18 protein-coding genes are annotated in these 26,012 nt (G+C 32.2%); 10 read left to right on the plus strand and 8 right to left on the minus strand.

Features of this window, described 5'->3' with window-relative positions:
* Positions 1-2: 2 nt before the first annotated feature.
* Positions 3-1,451 (minus strand): sucrose phosphorylase, encoded by a 1,449-nt coding sequence (gene gtfA / locus AC0GLY_RS00540; RefSeq protein WP_496611634.1) that lies wholly within the window; start codon positions 1,449-1,451, stop codon positions 3-5.
* Positions 1,435-3,096, minus strand: coding sequence for a glycoside hydrolase family 13 protein (locus AC0GLY_RS00545; RefSeq protein WP_496611635.1), 1,662 nt, complete (start codon positions 3,094-3,096; stop codon positions 1,435-1,437). Before AC0GLY_RS00545 ends, gtfA begins: the two co-directional genes overlap by 17 nt.
* Before the next feature lie 137 nt (positions 3,097-3,233).
* Between AC0GLY_RS00545 and AC0GLY_RS00550 the strand changes: the two genes are divergently transcribed.
* Both AC0GLY_RS00550 and AC0GLY_RS00555 read left to right on the plus strand, forming a co-directional pair.
* Positions 3,234-4,214 (plus strand): LacI family DNA-binding transcriptional regulator, encoded by a 981-nt coding sequence (locus tag AC0GLY_RS00550; protein WP_496611636.1) that lies wholly within the window; start codon positions 3,234-3,236, stop codon positions 4,212-4,214.
* A gap of 304 nt (positions 4,215-4,518) precedes the next feature.
* Positions 4,519-5,484, plus strand: a complete 966-nt coding sequence (locus tag AC0GLY_RS00555; protein WP_496611637.1) for an alpha/beta hydrolase fold domain-containing protein — start codon at positions 4,519-4,521, stop codon at positions 5,482-5,484.
* Here AC0GLY_RS00555 and AC0GLY_RS00560 read toward each other — a convergent pair.
* Positions 5,473-6,360: a LysR family transcriptional regulator gene (locus AC0GLY_RS00560; RefSeq protein WP_496611638.1), complete on the minus strand. Its 888-nt coding sequence runs from the start codon at positions 6,358-6,360 to the stop codon at positions 5,473-5,475. The genes AC0GLY_RS00555 and AC0GLY_RS00560 overlap by 12 nt on opposite strands.
* 423 nt (positions 6,361-6,783) lie before the next feature.
* On the opposite strand from AC0GLY_RS00560, the gene AC0GLY_RS00565 reads away from it, so the two are divergent.
* From AC0GLY_RS00565 to AC0GLY_RS00575, 3 genes are all read left to right on the plus strand, one after another.
* A complete protein-coding gene (locus tag AC0GLY_RS00565) occupies positions 6,784-11,469 on the plus strand; it encodes a bacterial Ig-like domain-containing protein (protein ID WP_496611639.1) in 4,686 nt (1,561 codons plus the stop codon).
* 102 nt (positions 11,470-11,571) lie between these two features.
* The gene (locus AC0GLY_RS00570; RefSeq protein WP_496611641.1) at positions 11,572-12,453 is read left to right on the plus strand and encodes a LysR family transcriptional regulator; all 882 of its coding nucleotides are present in this window, start codon (positions 11,572-11,574) and stop codon (positions 12,451-12,453) included.
* A 182-nt stretch (positions 12,454-12,635) separates the two neighbouring features.
* Complete coding sequence (locus tag AC0GLY_RS00575) at positions 12,636-17,243, plus strand: MucBP domain-containing protein (RefSeq protein ID WP_496611643.1); 4,608 nt, start codon at positions 12,636-12,638, stop codon at positions 17,241-17,243.
* A 96-nt stretch (positions 17,244-17,339) separates the two neighbouring features.
* Here the strand turns inward: AC0GLY_RS00575 and AC0GLY_RS00580 are convergent, their stop codons facing one another.
* Positions 17,340-17,876 carry a TetR/AcrR family transcriptional regulator gene (locus tag AC0GLY_RS00580; RefSeq protein WP_496611644.1) on the minus strand — a complete coding sequence of 179 codons (537 nt, stop codon included), beginning with the start codon at positions 17,874-17,876 and terminating at the stop codon, positions 17,340-17,342.
* A 136-nt stretch (positions 17,877-18,012) separates the two neighbouring features.
* Between AC0GLY_RS00580 and AC0GLY_RS00585 the strand changes: the two genes are divergently transcribed.
* Positions 18,013-19,164: an alpha/beta hydrolase gene (locus AC0GLY_RS00585; protein WP_496611645.1), complete on the plus strand. Its 1,152-nt coding sequence runs from the start codon at positions 18,013-18,015 to the stop codon at positions 19,162-19,164.
* 80 nt (positions 19,165-19,244) lie between these two features.
* On the opposite strand, the gene AC0GLY_RS00590 is transcribed toward AC0GLY_RS00585, so the two are convergent.
* A complete protein-coding gene (locus AC0GLY_RS00590) occupies positions 19,245-20,180 on the minus strand; it encodes an aldo/keto reductase (protein ID WP_496611646.1) in 936 nt (311 codons plus the stop codon).
* Between the two features lie 247 nt (positions 20,181-20,427).
* A complete protein-coding gene (locus AC0GLY_RS00595) occupies positions 20,428-20,721 on the minus strand; it encodes a YciI family protein (RefSeq protein ID WP_496611647.1) in 294 nt (97 codons plus the stop codon).
* A gap of 87 nt (positions 20,722-20,808) precedes the next feature.
* Here AC0GLY_RS00595 and AC0GLY_RS00600 point away from each other — a divergent pair, with 87 nt between their 5' ends.
* Positions 20,809-21,414 (plus strand): TetR/AcrR family transcriptional regulator, encoded by a 606-nt coding sequence (locus tag AC0GLY_RS00600; RefSeq protein WP_496611648.1) that lies wholly within the window; start codon positions 20,809-20,811, stop codon positions 21,412-21,414.
* 72 nt (positions 21,415-21,486) lie between these two features.
* On the opposite strand, the gene AC0GLY_RS00605 is transcribed toward AC0GLY_RS00600, so the two are convergent.
* Positions 21,487-22,272, minus strand: a complete 786-nt coding sequence (locus AC0GLY_RS00605; RefSeq protein WP_496612211.1) for a glucose 1-dehydrogenase — start codon at positions 22,270-22,272, stop codon at positions 21,487-21,489.
* Positions 22,265-23,317 carry a zinc-binding alcohol dehydrogenase family protein gene (locus AC0GLY_RS00610; protein ID WP_496611649.1) on the minus strand — a complete coding sequence of 351 codons (1,053 nt, stop codon included), beginning with the start codon at positions 23,315-23,317 and terminating at the stop codon, positions 22,265-22,267. The genes AC0GLY_RS00605 and AC0GLY_RS00610 overlap by 8 nt, the downstream gene beginning before the upstream one ends.
* Positions 23,318-23,547: 230 nt before the next feature.
* Between AC0GLY_RS00610 and AC0GLY_RS00615 the strand changes: the two genes are divergently transcribed.
* The 3 genes from AC0GLY_RS00615 (at position 23,548) to AC0GLY_RS00625 (ending at position 26,004) form a co-directional block, all read left to right on the plus strand.
* A complete protein-coding gene (locus tag AC0GLY_RS00615; RefSeq protein WP_496611651.1) occupies positions 23,548-23,886 on the plus strand; it encodes a winged helix-turn-helix transcriptional regulator in 339 nt (112 codons plus the stop codon).
* A gap of 173 nt (positions 23,887-24,059) precedes the next feature.
* The gene (locus tag AC0GLY_RS00620; protein ID WP_496611652.1) at positions 24,060-25,382 is read left to right on the plus strand and encodes a YhgE/Pip domain-containing protein; all 1,323 of its coding nucleotides are present in this window, start codon (positions 24,060-24,062) and stop codon (positions 25,380-25,382) included.
* Positions 25,383-25,404: 22 nt separating this feature from the next.
* Positions 25,405-26,004 carry a TetR/AcrR family transcriptional regulator gene (locus AC0GLY_RS00625; RefSeq protein ID WP_496611653.1) on the plus strand — a complete coding sequence of 200 codons (600 nt, stop codon included), beginning with the start codon at positions 25,405-25,407 and terminating at the stop codon, positions 26,002-26,004.
* Positions 26,005-26,012 lie beyond the last annotated feature (8 nt).

A 26,012-nucleotide genomic window follows, 5' to 3' on the forward strand; every position in this document is an offset into this window, starting at 1 on the left:
CCTTATAAATCTAAAATCGTCTGATTTTTAGTATTAGTAATTTTTAAATGTTTATCTTTTAAGTTAACTACTAAACTTGCTGTAACTTTATTGTCTTGAGATGATCGTACGATAGTGAAGTTGTTTTCATTAATTTTAGTTACATTAATTGATCCGTTTAAATCAAAGGCTTTACTATCATTTCTAAATCTTAATATTCTAAACAAATTTTTAACAACTAGTCGATTAGTATTTTCTTTAATTTCTTCTTTTGAATAATAATGACGGTTGATATTTCGTCCTTCTTTAGTTTTTTCCAAAAGATTAATATCATTTTTACCAGCTAATAATCCAACATAGTAAATTTGTGGGATACCAGGGGCAAAGATTTGGATTGCTCTTGCAATCAAATATGATTTATCGTCATTTCCAAGAGCAGAGTAGTAAGTTGTATTGATTTGATAAATGTCTAGGTTATTATATGCAGTGCTTGAATATACTTTTTTTACATTTGCACCAATTTTATACATTTCTTTTTTGGTAAAATCTAATTCACGATTTGTTAAAACACCTTTGCCATCAACTACTCCAATACCATCATGAGTGTCTAGGGTGGTGAACTGTTTCATTGGACTATTTTTAAGCCAATCAATTAATGGATCAACTTTTCCAGAATACAAACTATATAAGACAATAATAGGAAGTGCAAAGTCATAGCTATAATAATCATGATCAGTTAACTTTCTTACAATATGATAGTTTTCATGAATTTCCGGTAAAAGCTTAACTCCCTGTGGTTCAACTACTTTTTTAATTTCATTAAGTACTTTCCAAATATCAGGTTCAACAAAGAAATCGGTAGTACCAATTTTTTTGATTGCATACGCAAACGCATCCAATCTAATAATTGAAGCACCATGATTCATTAAAAAGTCTAGGGTGTTTTTAATGAACTTTTGAGTTACTGGTTTCGTAATATCTAGATCAATTTGTTCTTCTCCAAAAGTATTCCAAACCCTTTCTACTTTTCCAGCTTTAAAATGAATTTCTTGAATTGGTTCTTTAGGTTTTCGCTTATAGATTAAATCAATATCAGATTGTTTTGGATTTTGATGTTTCCAAAATTCATCCCAGTTAATAAACATATCTTTATATGGAGAATTGTTATGATTTTCTTGAAAATTCACAAAATATTTAGAATGTTTAGAAATATGATTAATCATAAAATCGAACATCAAATAATATGATTTGGATAACTCATCAATGTCATTCCAATCTCCAAATTTATTTTCTACTTTTGTGTAGTCTTTAGGAGCAAATCCACGATCAGCTGAGGATGGGAAAAATGGTAAGATATGTAATCCGCCAACGACTCCGTTCATGTATTTATTTAATACTTCTTTTAAATCTGACAGATTATTTCCTAAACTATCTGGATACGTAATTAGCATTGCTTTATTTGTTAGTTTCATTTTCAAGGTCTCCTTTATATAAAACAGATCCCCATGGAGATAAGGTTAACTCATTATCTTTAATCTTATTATTTCCTACTTCTAGTACTGATTTAGGATTCATATTTTTAGGTATTTTAAATGTTGCTTCCTTACTGCTTAAATTAGTAATAATTAAATATTCTTTCTTATCAAGTGTCCTAGTATATACATACAGTTGATTATCGTTTGTGTTAACTAACTGATAGTTTCCATTAAGTAGAACTTCATCATTTAAACGTAATTTAACTAATTTACGATAAAAATTTAATACTGAATCATCATCTTTATCTTCAAGAGCAACATTTTTCTTCACATAATCAGGATTTACACTAATCCATGGCTTATGATTACTAAAACCGGCATTTTTTTCGTTATTCCATTGCATTGGTGTACGAGCATTATCACGACTTTTACCAATTAAATGTTGCATGATTGTCTTAACATCAATTCCTTTTTCAAGTTGTTCTTTATAATATCTGATACTATCTAAATCTCGAAATTCATCTATTTTATCAAATTGAATATTGTCCATCCCTAATTCTTGTCCTTGATAAATAAATGGTGTTCCTTTCATTAAAAAGTACATCATTCCCAATGTCTTTGCTGTTTTTGTTTTATATTTTTCATTTCCATCACCAAAATATGAAACTCCTCTTGGAAGATCATGGTTTTCAATGAACAGTGCATTCCATCCAGTTTCATTTAAACCATCCTGCCACTTGGATAATGCTGCTCTAAGTTGTGGTACCGAAACTTTACCAATATCAAATTTTTCCCAGAAACTAACATGATCAAATTGAAAAATCATACTAAAATAACCATTATTTTGATTAACCCATTTTTTGGCTCTTTGTAGTGGAATTCCACCAGCTTCACCGACTGTCATTAAGTTATTTTTTTTAAATTGTTCACTCAAAAATTCTAAATAACCATCAATTCCTGGAACATCATTCATAGCTTTATTAGGATCATTTACATCTTCAAAGGTTTGAAGTTTCTTCAAATGAGAAATAGCATCTAACCTAAAACCATCAACGCCTTGCTTTTTCCACCAACTAATCACACTAGCAACCTCATCGTGAACCTTAGAACTTTCCCAATTCAAGTCTGGTTGTTCTTTAGCAAACAAATGATAATAATATTCATTAGTTGCCTTGTTATATTCCCATGCAGATCCGCCAAAAAGTGATTTCCAATTATTAGGTTTTTTGTTATTAATATTTTCTTTCCATATGTACATATCATGGTATGGATTATTTTTTGATTTTTTTGCTTCCTTAAACCATTCATGTTTATCAGAAGTATGATTAATAACTAAATCAAATACTACTTTGATTCCTGCTTTATGAAATTTAGAAATCATATTTTTAACATCATCCATAGTTCCATACTGAGGATCAATTGCTTCATAATTAGAGACATCATACCCATTATCGACATTAGGCGATGCAAAAAATGGAGAAATCCATACAAATTTAACGCCTAATGATTTTATATATGGAATTTTTTCAATAATTCCATTAATATCACCAACTCCATCATTATTACTGTCATTAAAGCTTTTAGGATAGATTTGGTATCCAACTCCATTTTTCCACCAACTATTTTTATTAACTAATTCCATAAGAACACCTCATTAAAAACTATTTTGTAACCGCTTACATTGATAATGATAATCCTTTTTATAAGCATGTCAATCGATTGACATGTTTATAAAATGCTACTATATTATCATAGCTATTAAGTTAAAGGGGAATTTTTATGAGTTACAAACTTGAAGATGTTGCAAAATTGGCTAATGTTTCTACTACAACAGTATCTAGGGTAATTAACAATCGGGGTTATATTTCAGAAAAGACAAGACATACTGTATATGAATCAATGAAAAAGTTAAACTATCAGCCTAGTATTGTTGCTAGAGCATTACAAGGTAAAAAATTAAAACTAGTTGGTCTTATTTTTGCTGGACTTGAGAATCCATTTATCGCGGAAATTGTAGAGAAAATTGAAACTAGATTATTTACTTTTGGTTACAAATCAATTATTTGTAATAGTCTAGAAGACCCCAAAAAAGAGCAAAAATATCTTAAATTGTTACAAGCAAATCAAGTAGATGGAATTATTACGGGTTCTCACAATGAAGGAATAGAAGAATATAAAAATAATGAGCTGCCAATTATTTCTTATGATCGTTATTTTAATTATCCGGTACCAACAGTTAGCAGTGATAATTATGCTGGTGGACAATTAGCGGCTAATACCTTAATATCAAAGCAAGCCAGTAATCTTATGGTTGTTTCTGGAAGTATTGACAAAAGATCTTTAAATAGTAATCGAGTTAGTGGGTTTATAGAAACAGCTAAACGTAGATTTATGACTGTAAATACTTTAGATATTCCATTTAATTCTTCGCTAACAAATAAGCGTTCTTTGATTAAAGAACATATCAAGCAAAAAAATATTAATGGCTTGTTTTGTACTGATGATTTAACGGCTATTATTGCAATGCAAGAAGCTACAAAATTAAATTTGAAAATTCCTAATGACATTCAAATTATAGGTTATGATGGATCTAATTATGTGAAGGAATATAGTCCCAAATTAAGTACCATTGTGCAACCAATTGATGAAATTTGTAATCTTTTAGTTAAATTATTAATTGATCGAATAAATAATAAACAAGTAAAACAAAATTACATATTACCAATTTCATTACTACAAAAAGATTCACTAAAAAAATAAAAACTAAGTAGTCTGGAATACAATTATTTTATGTAAGTGAAAATCACCTTCTAAATTTTTACTAAAAATTAGAAGGTGATTTTTTATTGTAATAAAATTTTTAAGGATACTCTTCTACTTTAAAATACACTTTTCATCATGAATAGCTTCTCGATGCATGCAAACACTTGCACTGATGAACCTTGAATGTTAACATTCAATTATAAAAATATTATGTAATGAATAACAGAGCTGAGTTAATACCTAATATTGATATATCTAAAAATGCATCTTTAAAGAATATTAATTGATGATTGGAGTAGAAATGAAGCGATATCAAAAAACTCTTTTCTCATTAGGAATAGCGGGGTTTACGTACCAAAAAATAAAAGCCCTCAGAGAAAAGAGAAGTTTAAGAAGTCTATTGATTGAAAATCTTTTAAAGAAAATGAATATTATGATAAATCCATTCGACTTGAAAGAATATCAAAAAGCATTACGAAATAATTCCAAAGAGTATGTTATTCCTGAAATTATTAAGAATTTGTATTATGTAAAATATCTTAATGCTGACAAAAATATGATAAAAATGGTTCCAAATAATGGTGTACAGTCTAAAATTATTTTTTATATTCATGGTGGAGCATATTGGAGTCAACCAGCAAACATCCTTTATCCGATGTTAAATAAATTAGCTAGGATGGTAAATGCTACCATCATCATGCCCATTTACCCGTTAGCACCTAATTTTCATGCTAAAGATACTTATAATATGATTTTAAAATGTTATTTGAATTTAATTAATAACAAAGGAATTAATCCAAATAACATTATATTAATGGGAGACTCAGCAGGAGGAGGATTTTCCCTTGCATTTCTTCAAAAACTAAGAGACAACCAGTTACCAATGCCACTAAGGGCGATTTTATTATCTCCTTGGTTGGATATCACAGATTCAAATCCCGAAATGAAAAAGATTCAGCCTTTTGATCCAATTCTAAATATTAAAGAATTAGCTGAATGTGGGAAAATATTTGCTGGAGATTTAGATGTTAAGAATCCCTTAGTGAGTCCTATCTATGGGAATTCTGATAATTTGCCACCCGTTGATATATTTTCAGGAACGCATGATATTTTATATGCCGATACATTAAAATTGGGAAGAATTTCTAATAAAATGGGATGGAATATTAATATCCACATTTATCAAAAAATGGATCATGTTTTTTCATGGTATCCAACTCCAGAAGCACAGGATTCACTGGAAAAAATTGCAAGGTTAATTTTGTAACCTGTTTTTCTTTGAAAGCGATTCTTCCTTGATAGTATCGATGATTATTTTTTCATTGGTGTTTAATTTATGTAATTTAGGATGGACGATGGATAGCACAAAGTCTGGCAATTTATTATTTTTAAGCTTTAAAGCAACTAAATCATCATCAAAATTTTGCTTTAAGGAAAATGAGAAACCAATGTTTTGTTTTACTAATTGATTCATTAGATTAGAATCTCGACCACAAGAAACAACAGGAATTGCAGTGTGATATTTTTGTTCAAAATGTTTAAATAATTGCGCTTGTAAAAATTCATTTGGCTTTGTGATAAAAGGGGTGTCCTTTAAATCTCGGAAATCAATCGTTTTTTGGTCTGCTAAAGCATGGTCCTTACTAACGATGATATTGATTTGATCTGTTTCAATAACTTCAGCTTGAATTCCTGGCTTGCATATTAAGCCAGCAGATTCAATTAATGCTAAATCTAAGTTACCAAGAGATATTTCATCCAGTAGGCTGTCTGTATCATTTTCTATTAAGGTAATATCATCATTTTTTAACTTATTAACTAAATTAGGGAAATAATCATCATTAATTAATGGGGAAACACCTAAATTAGTAACCTTATTTTGGGGATTTTTAATGTCATCTTCAATTAATTGTAATTGTTGCAAAATAACTTTTGCATGTTGGTGCACATTTTCTCCAGAATTTGTTAGCTCTATATTTTCTTTAGATTTATTAATCGTAACTAATTTATCATTAAATTTATTTTCAAGTCGTTTAATGTTCATTGAAATGGCTGGTTGAGTAACTCCGTAATACTTTGCTACTTTGCTGTAACTTTTAGTTTCTATTAATTTTTCAAAATATTTTAAACTATTTAATGTCATAATTATTCCCATCTATTTTTAAATCAGTATTAAATATTATCGGTTGAAGTATTAATAAATGAATCAATTGTTACATAATTCGTAATTGGTAACCTTTTTACAATGAAAAATAATTTTATAAATGGATCAATTATGTTGTTATTATCTCATATTATCTTTACTTTTTCTTTTAATTTTTTGATTTAGTTTGGGTTTTATTTATCAACAAAAACTTTTGCTTATTAATGTAGATTTTGGAAAATTTGTTGATGAGATAGTGCTATGACTTATTTATTTTCAATGAAAAATGTTTCAATTTGGGTTTGATTTATGCTATCAGTTAAATTGATACAGGTATAACATATAACAAAGTATTATCGTTTCTATAATAAAATGTGATATACTTAGACCGTAAATTATAAATATCATTTGGAGGTATAGACTTTGAGAAATAATTCCAAGGTACATTACAAAATGTACAAAGCTGGCAAACGTTGGTTGTTTGCTGCAATTGCAACTACCATGATTACCACTGGAGGCTTTGCTTTAAATGAAGTTCATGCCGATACAGTTAATACATCTAATGATGCAACGATTGTAAAAGCGCAGACTGAGACAGAGTCGAAAGCGGATAATGAAACGCAGACTCAAGATTCAACTGTGACGACTACCGATGCAAAAACAAATACAACAGATGCAACCTCACAACCGGAGACAACGGTAGCTCCGGTTGAGGAACAAAAAGATGTTACAACTAACACACAAAATAATAATGAAGAACCAAAAGCGGAAAGCTCACAAGCAACTACGGATGAAACACCTGTTGACACAACTAGTGAAACAAAAGCATCTGAACCAACTAGTTCTACAGATGATGTAACTGCAGACAAAACTGTGACAGCTACTAATAATCAAAACATGCAACTTAATACTGCCACTGTTAATTTGGCTGTAGATCAACCTGCACCAGCAAGTGATGTTTCAGTTGATGTTGCTGCTCAAGTACCTTCATCAGCAACTGATCCATATAATCCTGATAATAATGTTGCTTATGATATTAAGTTTACTAATAATTCAGATGATAGTAGTGTAATTCCAACTGGAACTAGTGTTAAATTTGCGATTGGTACACCAACTAATAACGATATGAGTAAGTTTTTGAAGGCGTCTACACCTAACTTTGAGGCTGGCTTGTTTAATGTGGTAGACAATGGCGATGGTACATTTACTATTAATGTAAATGAAGACTTGGCTAAGGGTGTTTATACAGTAACCCTTAATTTTATAGCACAAGATCCAGGTTATGGTTGGGACGGAACTGGAAATAATACCGACCCTAACGTCGTAACTGCTAATGTCAGTGCTACGTATGATTATGAAGGTAGTACAAGTAATGCACCTATTGCTGATGGTCAAACTATTTATGTTAAACCACGTCCATATTCGATACCAGGTGCGCCTGGAATTCCAGGTTTTGATACAATGGATTTAACTGGATCTGGCTATCCGACTGATCCAGCATATCCTCAAGCTTATAAGGGATACCTTGGATCAACACAGGATAATACCAATTTATATAATCCTACGGTACTTTCTGCTGATGGAAGTTCTTATGTAGCTGGAATGGTAAATGGAAATCCATGGGCAATTGGTGGAACCCAAATTAATACAATAACCGCACAAATTAATGCTAATAGTGGTAATTTTGATTTAAATCATGTTCACTTACTTTATCATAAACAAGATGGAACTAACACAGTAATTGATATATCAAATGATTCTAGGGTTAAATGGACTAAAACTGGAACAAAGATAGTTGCAGATGTTTCCGGTATTGATGCGTCAACTGCCTTTGGTCAAGGGGATTTTGATATAGTTTTCTATATTCCTGCTAAGAGTACTGATGTAATTCAAGTTCAAGGATATTTAAATTGGCAAAATGAAGTTAAAAATCCTGATGGAACCTATGCTTGGAATAATGGTAATCCAATCGACTCTCAGATGGCTAATATGATTTCTGTATTTCAACCTACAGGTGTCAATGCTACTACCCCATGGTTTGTTGGTGGAGATCAAACAGTTTACCAAAACAAGCAGGGTGATGTTACTTATGCTCCTATGACAGGAATTTCTGCTTATGATGGAACTACGGGTAATTTAACGGATAAAGTTACTGTTACTGATTTAGGTGGATATCCAGCTGATGGAGTCAATCCAGCAACTGGCGAGTATACTATTGCTTATAGTGTAACTAATGATGAAAATGTAACTTCAACCTTTAGTCGGGTTATTACAGTTAAAGCTAGTGAAGCTAGTGTAAATGGTAACGATGTAATCATTTATGCCGGTGATGCAATGCCAGCAGCTTCAGCTTTTGGAGCATCAGCTACAGCTGATGATGGTAGTGCTATTCCAGCAGATCAAATTTCAATTGATACTTCTCAAGTAAATCCTAATGTTTCAGGGGATTATCCAGTAACAATTTCAGCCGATAATGGTGAAGTTACAAAGGAAGTTAATGTTCATGTCTTAGCCAATCAAGCTAAGGTCACTGCACATGATGTAACCATTTATACTGGAGAAAATGTTCCAACTGATGCAATTGCTTATGATGCTACTGCAGTTGGTAAAGACGGTCAAACTTCAGTAGGAATTAAGTCAGTTGATACTTCTCAGGTAAATAATCAAGTTGCAGGTACCTATCCAGTAATTATTACTGATGATGATGGTGTTTCTACTCAAGTAAATGTAATTGTGTTAGCTGATCAAGCCAAGGTAACAGCACATAACGTAACGATTCATACTGGTAATGCAGTCCCAACTGATCCAAGCGCCTACGGTGCTTCAGCAGTTGGCAAAGATGGAACTACTCCAGTAGCCATTGCTTCAGTAGATACAAGCAAGGTCGATAACCAAACGGTCGGTACTTACCCAGTCGTAATTACAGATGCAGATGGTGTATCAACTACAGTAAATGTTGAAGTAGTTGCTAACCAAGCAAGCATTAGTGGCCAAGATGTCACTATCTATGCCGGCGAAGCAGTACCAGCAGCCAGTGCCTTTGAAGCTTCAGCAACAGATGAAGATGGCAAAGCCATTGCAGTAACGGTAGATACTAGTAAAGTAAACAACCAAGTAGCTGGCACATACCCAGTAACAATTACAGCAGCAGATGGACAAACTAAAGAAGTAAGTGTAATTGTCTTAGCAGATCAAGCTAAAGTCACTGCACATGATGTAACAATCCATACTGGTGATGTAGTCCCAACTGATCCAAGCGCCTACGGTGCTTCAGCAGTTGGCAAAGATGGAACTACTCCAGTAGCCATTGCTTCAGTAGATACAAGCAAGGTCGATAACCAAACGGTCGGTAATTACCCAGTCGTAATTACAGATGCAGATGGTGTATCAACTACAGTAAATGTTGAAGTAGTTGCTAACCAAGCAAGCATTAGTGGACAAGACGTTACCATTTATGCTGGAGATCCAATGCCAGCAGACAGTGCCTTTAAAGCTTCAGCAACTGATGAAGATGGTAAAGAAATTGCTGTTACCATTGATACTAGTAAAGTAAAGCCTGATATTGTTGGCACATACCCAGTAACAATTACAGCAGCAGATGGACAAACTAAAGAAGTAAGTGTAATTGTCTTAGCAGATCAAGCCAAAGTCACTGCACATGATGTAACAATCTATACTGGTGATGTAGTCCCAACTGATCCAAGCGCCTACGGTGCCTCAGCAGTTGGTAAGGATGGTAAGACTTTAGTAGCCATTGCTTCAGTAGATACAAGCAAGGTCGATAACCAAACGGTCGGTACTTACCCAGTCGTAATTACAGATGCAGATGGTGTATCAACTACAGTAAATGTTGAAGTAGTTGCTAACCAAGCAAGCATTAGTGGCCAAGATGTCACTATCTATGCCGGCGAAGCAGTACCAGCAGCCAGTGCCTTTGAAGCTTCAGCAACTGATGAAGATGGCAAAGCCATTGCAGTAACGGTTGATACAAGTAAAGTAGATAACCAAGTAGCTGGCACATACCCAGTAACAATTACAGCAGCAGATGGACAAACTAAAGAAGTAAGTGTAATTGTCTTAGCAGATCAAGCCAAAGTTACTGCACATGATGTAACAATCCACACTGGTGATGCAGTCCCAACTGATCCAAGCGCCTACGGTGCCTCAGCAGTTGGTAAGGATGGTAAGACTTCAGTAGCCATTGCTTCAGTAGATACAAGCAAGGTCGATAACCAAACGGTCGGTACTTACCCAGTCGTAATTACAGATGCAGATGGTGTATCAACTACAGTAAATGTTGAAGTAGTTGCTAACCAAGCAAGCATTAGTGGCCAAGATGTCACTATCTATGCCGGCGAAGCAGTACCAGCAGCCAGTGCCTTTGAAGCTTCAGCAACAGATGAAGATGGCAAAGCCATTGCAGTAACGGTAGATACTAGTAAAGTAGATAACCAAGTAGCTGGCACATACCCAGTAACAATTACAGCAGCAGATGGACAAACTAAAGAAGTAAGTGTAATTGTCTTAGCAGATCAAGCCAAAGTCACTGCACATGATGTAACAATCCATACTGGTGATGTAGTCCCAACTGATCCAAGCGCCTACGGTGCTTCAGCAGTTGGCAAAGATGGAACTACTCCAGTAGCTATTGCTTCAGTAGATACAAGCAAGGTCGATAACCAAACGGTCGGTACTTACCCAGTCGTAATTACAGATGCAGATGGGGTATCAACTACAGTAAATGTCGAAGTAAAGGCGTCAGCTGTTACACCAAGTACAACGACAACAACGACAACAACGACGACTACTCCAGCACAACCAAGTTCCCCAGTTGAATCAGTTGCAAGTGTTCCAGTTAAACAGACTGACTCTACTACAACAGATCACTTAGAATCTAATGTTTCAACTGTAAATCCGGTTGCTAAAGAAACTCAAACGGTTTCAGCTTCTGAAACACCAGCCGAAACTAAGACTACTAAGCAAACTGGTCTACCAAAGACGGGACAAGATGCTACGGCTAGTTTGATGAGTATCATTGGTGTTATTTTACTTTCAATCCTTGGATTCTTTGGATTAGATGGTTTTAGAAAGAAAAAGGAAAATAAATAATTGATAATAATTAATTATAATTTTTAAGACTAAAAGGGGACTTACCGATAGTGTAAGCCCTTTTTTGTGTAATTTTTATCAAGTTAGAGAAGGCGATCTAAAATGAATTTACAAAATTTACAGTATTTTGAAAAATTAATTGAATTAAAAAGTTATAGTAGTGTAGCCGACTTTTTTGATGTTTATCAATCAACGATTTCAATGGGAATTAAGCGACTAGAAAAGGTCGCAGGTTGTCGACTAGTCCTTCATAACTATAAGCATAATGAAATAGTTTTAACTCCAGCCGGTAAAACGTTGCATAAATATGCAACAACAATTGTGAAACAAATTCCATTACTTAATAAAGAAATGAAAAAGTATCAACAACAGTTAAATCTTGAATTAGGAATGCCTACAATGGTTAATAATACTTATCTGCCTAAAATAGCCAAAAATTTAAGTGGAGATATGTTATTAAATTTAAACATTGTAAGTGGTACCTCTAAAGACTTAATTCAAATGATGAAAAAAGGTGAACTTGATATTGCCATTGTTGCTTCTGTGGCACCAATCAAATTAAAAAATTTCAATTCCAAAGTTTTAACGCAAGATAAATTTAAATTAGTAACAAGTCGACAAAGTAAGTTGGCAGATAAAGAAAAGGTTAGTTTAAAGGATTTAAATGCAGAGAAATTTATTCAAATGGGTGATGGATTTATTCAAGCAGATGTCATTAATAGGATTAAGAAAAAATATCCAGACGCATTAGATATTGTTTATCAAACTAAAGATCCCGAATTAGTAAAAGAATTAGTAAAAGCCAATATTGGAATATCGATGTTATTTAGCAAAGAAATTTATAAAAATGATGACATAATGCAAGTTACTCTAGATTGTGACATTGTTCCTGACATTTATATTTCATTGGTTTGGCGGATAAGCAATGAAAAAAATGAACGGGTTCACAAATTATTAGATACGGTAGTAAAGTCAGTTAAATAAAGTAATAGGATTAAATGGTATAAAGATAAAAGAGCTTATTCTGATATAAATTCAGGATAAGCTCTTTTTTAATAAATGAACAAAGTTTAACATCATCTGTCTTGATACTTTGATCAATTTAAGTGATACAATAAGGAACGTAAATATTGTTTATTTAAATTATTAAGGAAGGAACTTGTTTAATGTTTGATAATCACAAAACGCATTATAAAATGTATAAAAATGGAAAAAATTGGGTGTTCAGTTTAATTACCGTTTCAATTGTTAGTATCGGTATGACAGGTGGAACATACTTTCTTAATGACTCAATTGTTCATGCTGATACATTAATAAATAGTAATAATGATAAATCCCAACAACCGGTTGTGGCGCTTAATGCAAGTGATCAATCAAGTAATGATCAGGTAGCTCCGGTAAATCAAGATGTTCAATCAACGAAACCACAGAATCCTGATGCTAGCGATAATAGTCAGAATACAATTGTAAAATCAACTGATAATACTGAGACAACTATAGATAAGCAATCGCTTTCCAACAATAATCAGCCAAATTCAAATGATAACACAGATAAAGCAACAAATGAAACTATTTCTACCACTGCTGGGTCTACTAACTTAATAGCAGATCAAAATGAGGCAGCAATTCAAGATGGCTTAAACATTAAAATTAGTGATTTGAATAGTGATAATCCAACCTATGATAATGGGGGGTTAATGCCTATTAAAGTAGACACATCAATTACTAATCCTAATGTTTCTATTATTAAGGGCGACAATATTAAAATTGATATTCCTGACCCCAACCAAATTGATTGGGATAATTCATATATTAATGGATTTAGTAATCCTTACGGAACGGCTGCTCTAGATAAAGTTAATCATTGTGTAACTTTTACTTTTTCTAGTGATGTTAGTCAAAGTGAATATGGCTTTTCATTTTATGCAGACATTAAGTTTATTAACGTAACTACTGAATTACAGGGACCCTTTACTTTAACGGCTTCTTTTAATCAAAATAGTGGGGAAAGTATTCCATTAAGTGTTAATAACCCCACCTTTTATACTAAACATGTTCCTTATGACCCTTCAATTCCTAGTGTGCCCTTTCAAGAACCTTCAGCAACTTATCAAGGACCTAATCCAGATGATATGGCCAATCTTAATAATACGATTGGGGGGTATGCAGGTGGAGTTGCGTATAAATATGATAATGGTTTTATGACTGCAAGTAATAGATTAGATCCAGTTAATGCTACATTACAATATAAAAATAGAACTTATAATATCGATACTGAAGGTGGTTCTTCAATTGATATCGATTCTTTTATTTTTTATTTACCAAATTCCACTACTCCGCTCACATATATGCAATTATATGAACAAACTGGAATTTTATTGAAAAGTAATGATGAACATAATTTAACGCTTTACATTCCTGATGGATATAATGATACAAATTTAGTCTATAGTTTTAATATTATGGGATCCGATCCAACCGCGACAGGAGATCCGTTCTATAAAAGATATATCTATGGGTCTAATTTTAATGCCGATGGTTATGATTCAAAAGCAGATGGATTTAATGGACCTAATAAAGCTACTTGGGCACTTAATTTATTTTACCAAGATGCAACGTCATCACCTAGATTAATTGCACCAAATAAGAGTGCAGATTTAAATAAACCACCATTTAATAATATGGATTCAGAAAATGATTGGTTAATGAACGGTGTCACAGCAGAACGAATGGAAGATGGTCAAAATATTTCAATTTTGGATGCTAGTGATTTTAACAATGCATGGAACAATAAAGAAGTAGGAACGTATAAAGTTAAGTATCAAATTACTGATAGTAAAGGCCAGCAAGTCGATCTGGTTATTGGATTTGTAACCATTACAGAAAGTCAAAGTGTTACGACTACTTATGTTGATGAACAAACTGGTCAAGAAATTAAAGATTTTCCAGCTACGGTTCAATCAGAAATGTATGGTTCGAGTTATACAACGAGTGCTCTTGATATTCCAAATTATGTATTAGATAGTAATCGAATGCCTAATAATGCTTCTGGAATTGTTGGTAGTAATCCAATTAATGTTACTTATTACTATAAACACGCAACAAAACAAGTTTTAGAAAATAAAAATCAGACAGCAACAATTAATTATGTCTCACAAGATGGAACTGCATTAGTGCCAGTTTATACAAAAGACTTTGTTTTTACTAGAACTGGAACTGAAGATTTAGTTACAGGCGAAACAAGTAATTGGTCAGATTGGACGACTCCAGCTTTTAATGATCCTTCAACTAGAGTTAGTAAGCTTGAAATTGGCGTTAAAAGTCCATCAATTACTGGTTATACTTTAAAAAACTCAGATGATGCTTTTGTAACTGGAGTTTTAGATGGGTCACACGGATTTGATTACACGGTTGTTTATGCCCCTAAAGAATATCAAATTACGGTTAATTATGTTACTGAAGATGGAACAAAAGTTGGTGACAAAATAGTTAACGGTAATTACCATACTTCAATAGATACTTTAAGTGATATTCCAACGGACTACCATTATATCAGTGGGCCTAAAGAATATTTGATTTCAGATGAGATTAATCAAACTATCAATGTGATTGTTGCGAAAAATCAACAAAGTATCAATGGACGAGATGTTACTATTTACACTGGTCAGATGATTCCAACTAGTGGCACTGACTATAATGCAACAGCAACTGATATTGATGGAAAAGAAATTCCGGTAATGGTTTCAGTTGATGATCCTTATCAACAATCGGGAATTGCTACTAAATCTGGAGACTATCAAGTTACTTTGACTGCTTCTAATGGATTATCCAAGCACGTACTTTTACATGTTATAAATAGTCAGGCTAAAGTAACAGCTCATGACATTAAAATTTATGTTGGTGATAATATTCCAACTAATATTAGTGATTATGGTGCTAGTGCTTTAGGAATGAATGGTAAGCAAATTGGAATTATTTCAATTGATACCAGTCATGTTAATAATCAGGCAGTGGGAACATATCCTGTCATCATTACAGCAGCTGATGGACAAACGAAACAAGTTAACGTTATTGTTTTAGCAAATCAAGCCAAAGTAACAGCTCATGATATGACTATTCATACTGGTGATTCAGTACCAAGTGACGCCAAGGCTTATGGAGCAAGTGCAGTTGGCAAAGACGGTCACACGCCAGTAGCAATTAAATCAGTTGATACGAGTAAGGTAGACAACCAAGTGGTTGGCGATTACCCAGTTGTCATTACAGATACTGAAGGAGTAACCATTACGGTTACCGTACATGTACTTGCCAATCAAGCCAAGATAACCGGGCATGATGTAACGATTTATGCAGGTGATGCAATGCCTGAAGCCAACGCCTTCGGTGCAGCGGCAACTAATGAAGATGGTAAAGCCGTGGATGTGACAGTGGATACATCTAAAGTTAATAACGAAGTTGCAGGCACATATCCCGTTATCATTACGGCAGCAGATGGACAAATGAAACAAGTTAACGTTATTGTTTTAGCAAATCAAGCCAAAGTAACAGCTCATGATATGACTATTCATACTGGTGATTCAGTACCAAGTGATGCCAAAGCTTATGGAGCAAGTGCAGTTGGCAAAGACGGTCACACGCCAGTAGTAATTAAATCAGTTGATACGAGTAAGGTAGACAACCAAGTGGTTGGCGATTACCCAGTTGTAATTACAGATGCCGAAGGAGTAACAACTACGGTTACCGTACATGTACTTGCCAATCAAGCCAAGATAATCGGGCATGATGTAACGATTTATGCAGGTGATGCAATGCCTGAAGCCAACGCCTTCGGTGCAGCGGCAACTAATGAAGATGGTAAAGCGGTTGATGTGACAGTGGATACATCTAAAGTTAATAACGAAGTTGCAGGCACATATCCCGTCATCATTACGGCAGCTGATGGGCAAACTAAAGAAGTCAATGTTATTGTGCTAGCAAATCAAGCAAAAGTAACAGCTCATGATATGACTATTCATACTGGTGATTCAGTACCAAGTGATGCCAAAGCTTATGGAGCAAGTGCAGTTGGCAAAGACGGTCACACGCCAGTAGTAATTAAATCAGTTGATACGAGTAAGGTAGACAACCAAGTGGTTGGCGATTACCCAGTTGTCATTACAGATGCCGAAGGAGTAACCACTACGGTTACCGTACATGTACTTGCCAATCAAGCCAAGATAACCGGGCATGATGTAACGATTTATGCAGGTGATGCAATGCCTGAAGCCAGCGCCTTCGGTGCAGCGGCAACTAATGAAGATGGTAAGGCCGTGGATGTGACAGTGGATACATCTAAAGTTAATAACGAAGTTGCAGGCACATATCCCGTTATCATTACGGCAGCAGATGGCCAGACCAAAGAAGTCAAGGTCATTGTTTTAGCAAAGCATGTACCAGGAGAAAACAATGAACCTACAAATCCCGTTACTCCAGCAAAGTCAGGTACACCTGTAATACCAAGTGAATCATCAGATTCAAGTAATGAAAACACAACAACAGTTTCAGAGACACCTTTTGAAACAGCAACAACCTCAAATACAATTGCTAAACCTAAAGGTTCAAACTCAACGGATTCTGTGGCTAATTCAGGGATAACTTCCAAAAATGATGTTCTACCACAAACAGGACAAGATGTAAAAACTGATTTTATTAGTATTATCGGTAGTATTTTAGTTTCGATTCTTGGATTATTTGGACTCGGAGAATTCAGAAAGAAAAACAGAGATAAACAATAAATTTTGTTTTTTAGAATTATAAACATAAAATGCAATCACAAATTAATTTTGTGATTGCATTTTTTTTATAATAAAAGTTGTTTGTTGCACCTTTAGTTAACGATTATTAAAAAGTTCTTTTTGGAGTTTATTAATATAACTAATTGCATTTGTTACTTGTTCCTGGTTGTTATTATTAATACTTTCATTTATTAACGAGAAAGCAATTGATACAAAAAAATTACTGGCAAATTCCTCTGAAATATTTAAATTTTTAATTGCTGCACGACTAACATTATTTTTAAGAAAGCTTTTTTTCATAATGGCTTTTAAATCTTGAATTAAATTAAAATGAGTATCTTTAATTTTAAGTAAGGTTATTAATTCTGGGTCATTGAAATCTGCTAAAAATTCATTTAAAAAATTTTGAATATCTTTTAAACGGAATCTTTGATCCATACGTTGTTCTATAATTTTTTTCCATTTTTCATTCATTTGTTCAATCACATCATACTTGTCGTAAAAATGATTATAAAAAGTTGACCTTCCAACTTGGGCTGTATTACAAATATTGCCAATAGTAATGTTTGCAAAGCTTTTTTCTTTTAATAAATTAATTATTGCTTGATTGATTTTTATTTCTGAATTAGTCATTAGTAGGATTCTTTCTAGTAGATAGTTGGACAATTTAGGCTTAAATGTTTCTATGATTTGATTTTAAGGCAAGCTAAAATGATTTATGTAAGTTAAATTGATTACTTAGTTTCTATAGATTGGGAAGGAATAGATAATGTATAAAAAATATATTGATAATGAACAAATGAATTTTCAAATGAATCGTTTTTTAGAACCTTATTATAATGATGAACAAGTACAAAAGGAAGCTTTTGCAGCTGGAAATAAAATTAAGTCACTTAGTGAATGGTTTAATGTTTGGTTAAAATTAGGTGATGAAAAAAATGAAAATGGTCAATACGGAATAGCGTCTGCATATTACCAATTAGCTAATTTTTTTGTTCCAGAGGATAGTCCTCAAAATTCAAAAACATATGAGTTATTTAAAACAACTTTTTATAAAAGCATAGATAATCATAATTTAAAACGCTATCAAGTGCCATATGAAAATGGCTACTTGCCAGTTGTTACAATTGAAAAGCCTAATGCTAGTAATTGGCTCGTTTTTAATGGGGGATTTGATTCCTATTTAGAAGAGTTAATTAGAATTTCTCATAATTATTTAAAAGATTTAAGTAATTATAATATTTTACTATTTGAGGGTCCAGGTCAAGGTCAACCAATGGCTGATGGAATTTATTTAACTTATCAATGGGAAAAACCAGTTGGGGCTATTTTAGATTTTTTTAATTTGAAGGATGTTAGTCTAATGGGGATGTCATTGGGAGGTTACTTAGCAATTAGAGCGGCTGCTTTTGAACCAAGAATTAAGAATGTCATTGCCTTTGATACTTTTTATAGCATGTTTGATGCTTTAATTGGTAAGCGAAGTAAGGATTCTATCCCTGAAAAAATTAAAATTTTATTTGAGAAAGTTTTGGCTGGAAATAGTCCAGAAAGTGATAATAAATTTAATCAGTTACTTACTAATATGGAAAAAAATAATATTGATCTTGATTTTAAGCTAACTAAGGCTCAGGGAGTTTATGGAATAAAAAGTTATAGTAAAATTGTTCGAAAAATTGCACATTTTACATTAAAGGGAATTGAAGATAAAGTCAAACAAAATACGTTATTACTGGCAGGTAATGAAGACATGTATGTTCCAACTTATCGTACAGGTTATTTGCAAGAAAGATTGGTTAATGCTGCTCAAATTGAAACTCATATTTTCACTAAAGAACAAGGCGGACAGTACCATTGTCAAGTTGGTAATAAAATAGTTGCTTTTCAACAAATTATTCCTTTTTTAAAATTAAATGATTGATGGTTAGATAATAATCTTAAAATACAAAAACAGAAATGGAACCTAGGTTTCATTTCTGTTTTTGTATTTTAATTAAATATTTAAAAAGCACGACTTATTTTTTCGTATTCCATGCTAGTTAAATCAATATCTAACGATTTGACATTACTTTCGACTTGTTCTGGCTTCTTAGCACCAGGAATTACAGTAGAAATATTTGGATTTTTAATATACCAAGCAAGGACTACTTGCGCAATTGTTGCATGGTATTTGTTAGCAATGGGTTTAATTGATTCAACTGATTTTAGAATTTCGTCAAACTTTGGTTTTTTAAAGTTTGGATCATCATGACGAACGTCATTGGTTGGGAAACTGATATCTTTTGAATACTTACCAGTTAATAATCCAGAAGCTAAAGGAAAGAAAGGAACAAAAGAAATATTGTTTTTCTTTAAATAAGGGAATCTTTCTTTTTCGGCTTCTCGATCAATTAAATTGTATTGTTCTTCATCAATATCAACAAATCCATCCTTGTTAGCTTCTCTCATTTGATCCATGGAAAAGTTTGACACACCAATTGCTCTAATTTTTCCCTCTTTTTTAAGGTCATTTAATGCAGCAACCGCTTCATTTAGAGGAGTATGGTTATCTGGATAATGAATATAAAAGATATCAAGGTAATCAGTTTGAAGTCTTTTTAGACTATCTTCTACGCATTGTTTTAAAAATTCGGGTGAGTTATCGATAATAATACTGCCATCTTTTTCATTTACTCTTTGGGCACCTTTAGTTGCAATTTGAATTTTAGAACGATCATATTCTTTAATTGCTTCGCCAATTAATTTTTCGGATTCTCCCATTCCATAAGCAAATGCGGTATCTAATAAGGTAATTCCATCATTTAAAGCAGTCTTAATAATTTTAATTCCAGTTTCATTATTTAAATTGGGAAAAAGATTGTGTCCACCAACAGCATTAGTTCCTAATCCAAGTGGGGTAGTAATTACGTTAGATTTTCCAATTTTTACTTGTTTCATAATAAATCTCCTTTAGTGTTTTTATTTTTTGAAGTGACTTAAGCATAATCCTACAATTTAGTTCCAACAATAGTGAAATTTTTGTTACATTAAATTCATAATTAAAAACACCTTTAAAAAGTAAATTAGAAGTATTTACTGAAGGTTTTTTTAGATTTCAAAATAAAGATTAACGTAATTAATCTTATTTTTGAAATTTGTGATTATTTAGTTTATATTATAAATTTGTATATAATAAAGACGGGACTTATTTGTTGTCAATAATTTTTTTAAATTCAGTACTATATTTAGTAGGTATAAATTTAATAATCTTATAGTTAGCTACTTTATTAATGTAAAATGGATCTTCATGATAAATTTTGTCTAATTCATCTTTGGAATTGGCCTTTACTAGAATGATTCCACCATCACGTGGTTCCTTTCTACCTGAGAATATAAAATTATTATTTGCATAATTTTTATCAAGATATGCGTTATGCTTTGGTAATAATTTGTTAACCTCTTCAATTGGTTTAATATAAGTTAATTCTAATAAATACATTTTTAATAATCCTTTCTTAAATAAAATATTTTAATGAATCAGTTCAGTGAACACATTCATTATACTTCAAATGGAGGAAATTTATCAATGAAAAACAATCGTAAACAACAAAAAGAAATTACAAAAAAGAAAATATTTACTGCAGCAATTAATCTAACTAATGAAAAAGGATTTAATAATTTATCTATAAAAGAAATTGTTAAAGAAGCAGGGGTATCTATTGGAACGTTTTATCTTTATTTTCAATCGAAACAAGATATAATTTCCCAAATTTATTATGATAATTTAAACGATTATATAAACCAATTTTACTTAACGATTAAATCTGGTAGTAAACAGCATTTAGAAAAAATAAGGGAAGTTTTAAATAAAGAGCTAGAATTTGCTAATAAAATGGGCGTTGAAATAACTACAATGGCATATATAGCAAATTTAAATTTAAATTTTGAAAAAAAAGTAAATCATGAAACTAAACTTTTGTTTACTAATATATTAAAAGATGAAATAAATTTAGCTATAAACAATAAAGAAATAAGTGATGGTAAACCGGATGATTTGTTATTAGAATTTGAAACTTTGGTTAGAGGAATTTTAATAAGTTGGTGTTTTAAAAATGGATCTTTTTCAATAACTGATTTTGGTGATGCAGTTATCAATAAATATATTGTTTCCTTGAGTGTTGTTTCAAATTAATTTTGCAATTGTATTATTACCAAATTAAAAATAGACAGATTATCATTGATAATCTGTCTATTTTTAATTTAATTATCCATTACCATTTTGAAATGCTGGATATAATGACATACCACCATCTACAAATAATGTAATTCCAGTTACATAACTGGACTGGTTTGAAGCTAACCAGGCAGCAGCATTTGCAACGTCTGATGGCTTTCCAATAGTACCCATAGGAACCATACTAATTACTTTTTTCAACTTTGCAGGATCAGCAAACTTTTTAGCATTAATGGGAGTATCAATTGCTCCTGGGGCAATTGAATTAATTCTTACATTTTTCTTTGCAAATTCCATGGCAGTTGTTTCAGAAAAAAGTTTAATCCCGCCTTTGCTGGTTGCATAACTAGCAAATTCTGGCCATGGTATTTGTTGATGTACGGAGGAAGTATTAATGATATTTCCTTTTTTATCTTTTTTAAGAAAGTAATTTAAAGCAGCCTTTGTACCTAAAAAGGTACCAGTTAAGTTAACATTAATAACCGCTTCCCAATCTTTTACGGTAACTTCGTTAGTTGGTGATTTAATTTGAATTCCTGAATTGTTAATCCAAATGTCTAAATCACCAAAAGTATTGACAGCTTTATTTACCAATAAATCTCCAGTTTTTGGATTACTAATATCACCTTGAATAATAGTTGCTTTACCACCTGCATCTTCAATGCTTTGTTTTACTTGATGTGCAGCATTTTCATTTTTATAGTAATTAATTACTACGTTAACATGTTCTTGACCCAAACGCAGTGCTGTTGCGGCTCCTAGACCAGAGTCTCCTCCAGTAATTACTGCAGTTTTTCCTATTAAATCTTTATACATTGTCATTTTTATTATCCTTACTCTTTTTAACTACTACTTTTCCAATCATATGGTTTGTTTCTACCATTTCCGTCGCTTTTCTTAAATTAGCTGCATTAAAGGGTTCTAATGTTTTAGTTAAGGTGCTTTTTAGTTTACCTTCATCTAAGAGTTGGGCAACTTTATCTAGAATATTGTGTTGAGAAATCATGTTGGTATGATAATATGACTTTTCAAACATCCATTCCCAGCCAAATCTAACCATCCGTGATTTCAATGGTTGAAAGTTTAAGCTTCTTCCAGAACCAGTTGTTGAAACAATATTTCCACTAGGAGCAATTAATTTACTGATAGTAGGCCAATATGCATCTAGATTTAATAGTTCTAAAATGTAATCTACATTTTTAAAGCCTAATTTATGCACTTCATTAACAATATTTTTATGGTAGTCAATTACATAGTCAGTACCGTGGTCTAATTCCCAATTTTTGGTTTTTTCTTCTCCTGCTGTTGCAATTACTTTTAAGTTAGCAATATGTGCAAGTTGTGTGGCAACAGAACCCACTCCTCCAGCACCATTAATTACTAAAATAGATTTGGAAGCATTTCCTTTAGTATCATTAATATCAATATTCATTTGTTCGAATAATGATTCCCAAGCAGTTAAACTGGTTAGGGGCATTGCTGCACTTTCTTCAGGACTAAGGTTTTTAGGTGCATGTCCGACAATTCTTTCATCAACTAGTTGATACTCGCTATCACTACCTGGGCGATCAAATGCTCCTGCATAAAAGACCTTATCTCCAACTTTAAAGAGACTAGTTTCAGAACCGGTCTCAACTACAGTTCCATAAGCATCGTAGCCAATTACCTTTGGTTCTTTAAGGGGTTTTCTTTGACCTTTTCTTGAAAAGACGTCAGCTGGATTCACTGATACAGCTTCAATTTCGACTAATAAATCATGAGGCTGTGGCGTAGGAATGGCTGTTTCAAATTCAAATAGACTATCAGGATTTTTGATTGATAGACCTTTTGTGTAACCAATTGCTTTCATTTCTTTTTTCATAGTTAATCTCCTATTTTTTTGTTGTTTACATCAATTGATACTATTAATACTAATATGAATATTATTTTTCACAATAGTGAAATTTATGTTACCAGTTGCGAAATGTTAGTTATTTAAAATAATTTGATTTTAAATATAAATTCTTTACTTATTAGTTAATTATTTGTAACATGGGCATAATTTCAAAGCAAAAATTAATTTATTTATATGAAGAAAGGGTAAATAAAATTATGAAAGAACGAAAAATATATGATTGTAAAGATGGATGTTCGGTAGAAAGTACACTACAATTTATTGCTGGAAAATGGAAAAGTGTAATATTATTTCACCTTCTTCAAAATGAAAAAATGCATTTTGGGGAAATTCAAAAAGAAATAGGGGGATGCTCAAGACGGATGCTAGCCCTTCAACTTAATGAATTAGAGGAAGATGGAATTGTAAATAAGAAAGTATACTCAGTTCGTCCGGCAATCACAGAATATACTTTAACTGATTTTGGAAAAAGTTTAGAACCTGTAATTATGGCTATGAATAATTGGGGAGCTTCATTTAATGAGGCGAGCGCATAAATTGTTTATTAATGCCAATTTCATAATAAAAAGTCGAGCTTAACAATCTTTAACCTGGTTGTTAAGCTCGACTTTTTAAATGCGATTAATTATATGCATGCAAGCACTTGCATATAATTAGATGAGATGTTATTATTTCAAATATAAAAATTCACTATCAGGGAGAAATAAACATGGAGTTAAAAAAAGTTTTAACCAGCAGAGGAGTAATTATGGCCTTTATAGTAATGATGCTATATGGGTGTTTAATGTTCGTGGTATATTACTCAGGGTATAGTGCTATGCCTAAAAACGTTGATAAATTGCCAATTACAATTGTAAATCAAGATAGTAATGATGATGTGGAAAATCAAATCAAGAAAAATCTGCCCTTTAAGCATATACATAAAAGCAGTAATTTAAAAAAAGCACAGCAATCTTTAAATAATCATGATATTTTTATGATAATTAACATTCCTGATAATTTCACAAAAAAGATTGAAAACAACAAATCGGTAAATCTTAATTTTTATGTTAATGAAGCCAATCCTACGACCGCTACCGCTAGTATTAAGTCGATTGCGAATACATTGGGAGCTAAGTTGAATCAGGAGGTAATTGTTAATAAAAGTAAGGAAATTCTGTTAAAAAGTCAGGAAGCAACTTTAAAGCAAAATATAGTTAAAGCGCAACAAAAAATGCAAGATAATGTTACTTTGAAAAAACAAGCAATTGCTGCTGCCCCAATTGCAGAACAACCAGAATTACAAGCACAGTTGCAAAAGCAAATTGATGTTCAGCAGGGGAACTTGAAAATACAAGAACAAAAAATGCAGAATGAAATGAAGCAAAAAGTTAACCAGGTATATAAAGATGTGCCTAATTCAGTAAATGTGGTGGTTAATCGAGTAAATAAAGTTCCAAGTGGAAGTAATAATTCACTTGCGCCCTTTATCAATTCTTTGGTAGTTTATTTTGGAAGTTTAATTGGGGCATTACTTCTATATGGCGTATATGCAAAGTTTGCTAAAACATTTGGAAGATTTAAATCGTTTGCATATGTCGAAATTGCTATGCTTGGTTTAGCAGCAATTGGATCATTAATTGTACTTTTTGTAATTATTAATATGATGGGCTTGAACATGAGTAAATTACCATTGCTATGGTTAAATTACATCATTGGAATTTTTTCTGCTTATAATTTTAACTTTGTGATGCTTTTGTTATTGGGCCAAATTGGAACGGCTATCAATATTTTGTTTACTATGATTCAAATTGTTGCTGGAGGAGGAATGATTCCAGTTATTACAATGGGGGTCTTCTTTAAAATTGCACATTATATTTCGCCAATGTTTTATTCAATCCAAGGAAGTTTTGATATCATGTATGGTGGAAGTGGTTTGTTGAAAACAGAAATTGGGGCAATTACTTTAGTGGCAGGACTATTAGCTTTAAACTTAATAATTGTAACGTTCCGTAAAAAACAGCCAATTCTAGATTTTAGAAAGTTAAGCTAAAATTACTAGGAGAAAGCCTATCATGGATAAAAGTCAAACGACGATTAAAATTTTAAATGCATTTTCGGATTTATTGATAAAAAAAGGTTATCAAGGTGCGACAACTAAGTTGGTTGCTAAAGAATCTGGGGTTAATGAAAGCACCGTTTTCCGTCATTTTGGAGATAAAAGGGGATTGTTAAATGACTTGGTTGACGAATATATGAAAGATTTGTCTACAACATTTAGCAAAATGAATAAGGTTGCATTTGAGACTAATGACATTGAAGCAGAAATGATTTTAATGTCTAAATTTTATCTTGATTTTATGAATCAGCATAAAGCGATTTCGTTACTTAATGATCCATCTTTTCCCCCAGAGGCTTTACAAGCATCTAATGCAATAAAACTTGAATTCAAAAAGTTTGTAAAAAGTAGGATTAACAGATTGGTAGTTAAAGGAGAGATCAGTAAAAATGTAGATGTAGAAACGGAAACTATCAATTTTATTTTTTTGAATTTTGGTTTTATGGTGGTAACTAATAATTCAAGAGATATTGCAAATGGATTAATGATTTCTGAAAATGTTTTTCTAGAAAAAAACATTAGATCATTTGCAAAGCATTTAAAATCTGTAAAATAATTAGTAAA

The organism is Fructilactobacillus sp. YLN 2507 (assembly GCF_059614085.1).

Excerpts from the sequence above, each read along its gene's own strand:
- AC0GLY_RS00575 (WP_496611643.1), top strand. The coding sequence starts at position 12,636 with ATGTTTGATAATCACAAAACGCATTATAAAATGTATAAAAATGGAAAA.
- AC0GLY_RS00620 (WP_496611652.1), top strand. The coding sequence starts at position 24,060 with ATGGAGTTAAAAAAAGTTTTAACCAGCAGAGGAGTAATTATGGCCTTT.
- AC0GLY_RS00590 (WP_496611646.1), bottom strand. The coding sequence starts at position 20,180 with ATGAAACAAGTAAAAATTGGAAAATCTAACGTAATTACTACCCCACTT.
- AC0GLY_RS00570 (WP_496611641.1), top strand. The coding sequence starts at position 11,572 with ATGAATTTACAAAATTTACAGTATTTTGAAAAATTAATTGAATTAAAA.
- AC0GLY_RS00545 (WP_496611635.1), bottom strand. The coding sequence starts at position 3,096 with ATGGAATTAGTTAATAAAAATAGTTGGTGGAAAAATGGAGTTGGATAC.
- AC0GLY_RS00625 (WP_496611653.1), top strand. The coding sequence starts at position 25,405 with ATGGATAAAAGTCAAACGACGATTAAAATTTTAAATGCATTTTCGGAT.
- AC0GLY_RS00580 (WP_496611644.1), bottom strand. The coding sequence starts at position 17,876 with ATGACTAATTCAGAAATAAAAATCAATCAAGCAATAATTAATTTATTA.
- AC0GLY_RS00560 (WP_496611638.1), bottom strand. The coding sequence starts at position 6,360 with ATGACATTAAATAGTTTAAAATATTTTGAAAAATTAATAGAAACTAAA.
- AC0GLY_RS00550 (WP_496611636.1), top strand. The coding sequence starts at position 3,234 with ATGAGTTACAAACTTGAAGATGTTGCAAAATTGGCTAATGTTTCTACT.
- AC0GLY_RS00605 (WP_496612211.1), bottom strand. The coding sequence starts at position 22,272 with ATGTATAAAGATTTAATAGGAAAAACTGCAGTAATTACTGGAGGAGAC.
- AC0GLY_RS00585 (WP_496611645.1), top strand. The coding sequence starts at position 18,013 with ATGTATAAAAAATATATTGATAATGAACAAATGAATTTTCAAATGAAT.
- AC0GLY_RS00600 (WP_496611648.1), top strand. The coding sequence starts at position 20,809 with ATGAAAAACAATCGTAAACAACAAAAAGAAATTACAAAAAAGAAAATA.
- AC0GLY_RS00595 (WP_496611647.1), bottom strand. The coding sequence starts at position 20,721 with ATGTATTTATTAGAATTAACTTATATTAAACCAATTGAAGAGGTTAAC.
- AC0GLY_RS00615 (WP_496611651.1), top strand. The coding sequence starts at position 23,548 with ATGAAAGAACGAAAAATATATGATTGTAAAGATGGATGTTCGGTAGAA.
- AC0GLY_RS00610 (WP_496611649.1), bottom strand. The coding sequence starts at position 23,317 with ATGAAAAAAGAAATGAAAGCAATTGGTTACACAAAAGGTCTATCAATC.
- AC0GLY_RS00555 (WP_496611637.1), top strand. The coding sequence starts at position 4,519 with ATGAAGCGATATCAAAAAACTCTTTTCTCATTAGGAATAGCGGGGTTT.
- gtfA (WP_496611634.1), bottom strand. The coding sequence starts at position 1,451 with ATGAAACTAACAAATAAAGCAATGCTAATTACGTATCCAGATAGTTTA.